Below are 2,755 nucleotides of genomic sequence, written 5' to 3'. Positions count from 1 at the left end.
TGCTAGCTACTGCTTTCGCTCTGGGTTATTCACCCTCGGCTGGTAGTTCACTTCGCTTGGCGACAAATACCCGCGGCCTGCCTCTATTGCAGGCTAGATGTGTGCCATGCCCGACACACTATGAAAAGCGGACATTTCCGCCCGCTTATCATCTTCATTCAATGTCTTAGCTATTTTTCAACTCTTTCCCATCTGCCACCCTTAGAACTGCCATCAAGAGGAGCTGGATTAGTTGGCGAGTATAAGTAATCTTCACCGCTATCATCAATAACCCGATACATGCCAGACTTGTCAATAGAGGTTTCGTAGACTTTCCCGTTTGTAAGTCCAAGACCGCCATAGAATGTTTCACCAATATATTTCAATTTCATTTGGAAATTACCTCCTTGACCTTTTCTAGATGTATTATACCATCTTGCTTTTCATACCAATGAACATCTATTACAAATCTATCGCTGACTACTTTGCCGGCTCTCTTTTTCCATTCTTCTTTAGTGCCTCCAAACATAGCTATCAGATCATTGATGTGTCTAATTTCTGTTTTTGCCCCATTTCCAGCTATTGTAACCGGGTGTTCTATTTCTGCACCTTCAGGTATATATAGCTGCTCTCCAGCAAAGACAAATGGTAATTGTGAAGGCAAAGAACGTTGGTTCTTTTCTTGATATAATTTTCTTCTTCTCCTGTTTCTTGCTTCTGCTATGTCAGGGTAGACCTGTCGTCTGATCTCCCTGATCTTAGCATCTGGCGTTGACCCATCTGCATTGTTATACATCTCCAGATATTTATCTGGGTCATAAACATAATCATAGGCATGCTTCTGTGCTTCGTTGAATGCAACAGCAAATGTGCAGTTGCAGTGCGCATGAATATGCTGTGCATGATCATCTTTGAGGACCTTCTTTGATGCCTTCTGCCATGTACTGTTTTTTCGTCATCGCCAATCTCCTGATTACCAGTCAGGTCAAACACAGCATGAAGGATCTCATGAATCAGAACCTGAAGCTTCTTGTCTTCAGGAAGGTCTGCATCAAGCTGAATAACATCTGTTGAAAAATCGATCTTTCCGAGTGTGTACCCGCCATCTCCTTTGTTAACGCAACTAACCTGCTCGATCTTAAACTTGATCCCACAAATCGAGATGCAATCCGGTATGCTCTGCAGCTTCATGTATCCTCCATCAAAAAAGCATCCTTCACGGACGCTTACTGAAACAATTCAAATATCGATGCTGTCAACGGGATTGTATTGATGATCTTCCTGATTACGGAATTGTTCTGCAGGAAATCAATACCCTCCTGAGTAATTCTTAGGCTGACCATTGAAATGAGGACAGGATCACCATTCATATCTGTGATCACTGTAGCTTTGACATAGCCATGATCATGCACCTCATTGATAACAAAATACAGGTATTCCCTGCTGATTGGAAACTCCTTGGAGTTTTCATGAATGTATTCATCAGGTGCATCTGTATGCTTTCCTTTCAGTCTTGCATACAGATACACCAAGATCGTGGCTGCTATCGAGTAATAATCATCTTTGGCCATATACAATTATCATTCTAAAAATCACCGCAGATGCGATGTCTTATTCCATCCCAGCTTTGCGATACTGCTCATGAATCCAGTCTCCCTCTTTTTTGAAAGCATCCTTTGCTTCTTGTGGAGCATCATCTCTTAAGTGAGCACCATTCATATATGGCTTATAAATATCCTCTAATCTTTTAATCTCTTCAGGGAACCGTAGGATCATTTTCAATCACTTCCTTAATGCCAATAGTGTTTTATATTCGGCTTCTACTTCATCATATGCATCATGAGAATACATCTTTCCTGCATATTCACTAATTTCATTTGCATTTTCAGATGTGATGCCAGCCTTGTCAAGTCTTTGTTTGCACTCTGCTCGCAGCTCTCTGATATACTCAGAGTAATTGTCTGCTGTTATTTTGCCATACTTTGCTTCGTAGTCCTGAGCTTGTTTACAATGATACATTTCATGAAATGGTGTTGAATACATGTCATTTCCTGCAGCCCGATTTGCGGCCTTTAGTGCTATCTGTGATGCGTTTGCCACTTCCTGATAGTTCTCACAAAATGCACCATCCAGCACCTGAATGAGAACATACTGATCAGCAATACCGTCCGCAATACCTTTTTGCAATGCGTATACTGACAACTGCCCAGATCTGGCACCGTAACTCCTGCAATGCTGCCAGATCACCAGATGAGATCTGGCGTTTAAGCCTTCTGAGTTCTCCACTACCAGCGGTATGGTCGGCAGCTGCGCATGTGTCCGGTGTCCCAGCACCTTGCCTCGCAGTTCGTACAGGTGCAGGTGTACAGCTGATCCAGACCGCGCAAAGCTTCACGGCTTTCATCTTCACTATCTGGCACTCTGATCACATCATCATCCATAGCAAAAAGAGACCAGCTCTTTCAATGCTGATCTCCACGGTATCAGACTATCATAGGCAATTTGGACAATTTGAACGAGATTCAGAAAAGCACAGAAAACCGCATAAATATGCAGAAAACCACTGCATATTCCGTCACATAATCTATAATATCAATGTAAGGGAAGGAAGCAAAAAGATGAGCATAATAAAAGATCTCCTTGAACGCTCAATGTCATTAAGATAAGCTCATGAAAGTGATATTGAGATTTTGACCCGTTAAGTTAAGAAGCTGGATGAAGAATAATAATGTTATTCTTCAGGACTCAGCTTCTTTTTTGTTCAGCTCTTAGAGGA

Annotated in this window: 5 protein-coding genes; all 5 read right to left on the bottom strand. The window is 42.0% G+C overall.

Annotated elements, in window-relative coordinates:
* Positions 1-170: 170 nt before the first annotated feature.
* The 5 genes from MOZ60_RS11370 to MOZ60_RS11350 all read right to left on the bottom strand — a co-directional run bounded on the left by MOZ60_RS11370 (position 171) and on the right by MOZ60_RS11350 (position 2,313).
* Complete coding sequence (locus MOZ60_RS11370) at positions 171-371, bottom strand: hypothetical protein (protein ID WP_370596765.1); 201 nt, start codon at positions 369-371, stop codon at positions 171-173.
* A complete protein-coding gene (locus MOZ60_RS11365; protein ID WP_370596764.1) occupies positions 368-775 on the bottom strand; it encodes a hypothetical protein in 408 nt (135 codons plus the stop codon). Before MOZ60_RS11365 ends, MOZ60_RS11370 begins: the two co-directional genes overlap by 4 nt.
* A 430-nt stretch (positions 776-1,205) precedes the next feature.
* A complete protein-coding gene (locus MOZ60_RS11360) occupies positions 1,206-1,550 on the bottom strand; it encodes a YjcQ family protein (RefSeq protein ID WP_370596763.1) in 345 nt (114 codons plus the stop codon).
* A gap of 40 nt (positions 1,551-1,590) precedes the next feature.
* Positions 1,591-1,755: a hypothetical protein gene (locus MOZ60_RS11355; protein WP_370596762.1), complete on the bottom strand. Its 165-nt coding sequence runs from the start codon at positions 1,753-1,755 to the stop codon at positions 1,591-1,593.
* 6 nt (positions 1,756-1,761) lie between these two features.
* On the bottom strand, positions 1,762-2,313 hold the full coding sequence (locus MOZ60_RS11350; RefSeq protein WP_370596761.1) for a hypothetical protein: 552 nt from the start codon (positions 2,311-2,313) through the stop codon (positions 1,762-1,764).
* Positions 2,314-2,755: the final 442 nt, after the last annotated feature.

The sequence above is a fragment of the Grylomicrobium aquisgranense genome, assembly GCF_033971865.1.
GTDB classification, from domain to species: Bacteria; Bacillota_I; Bacilli_A; order Erysipelotrichales; family Erysipelotrichaceae; genus Bulleidia; species Bulleidia massiliensis.
Note: the sequence above shows the minus strand (reverse complement) of the source record. Positions and strands in the feature narration are given on the sequence as shown.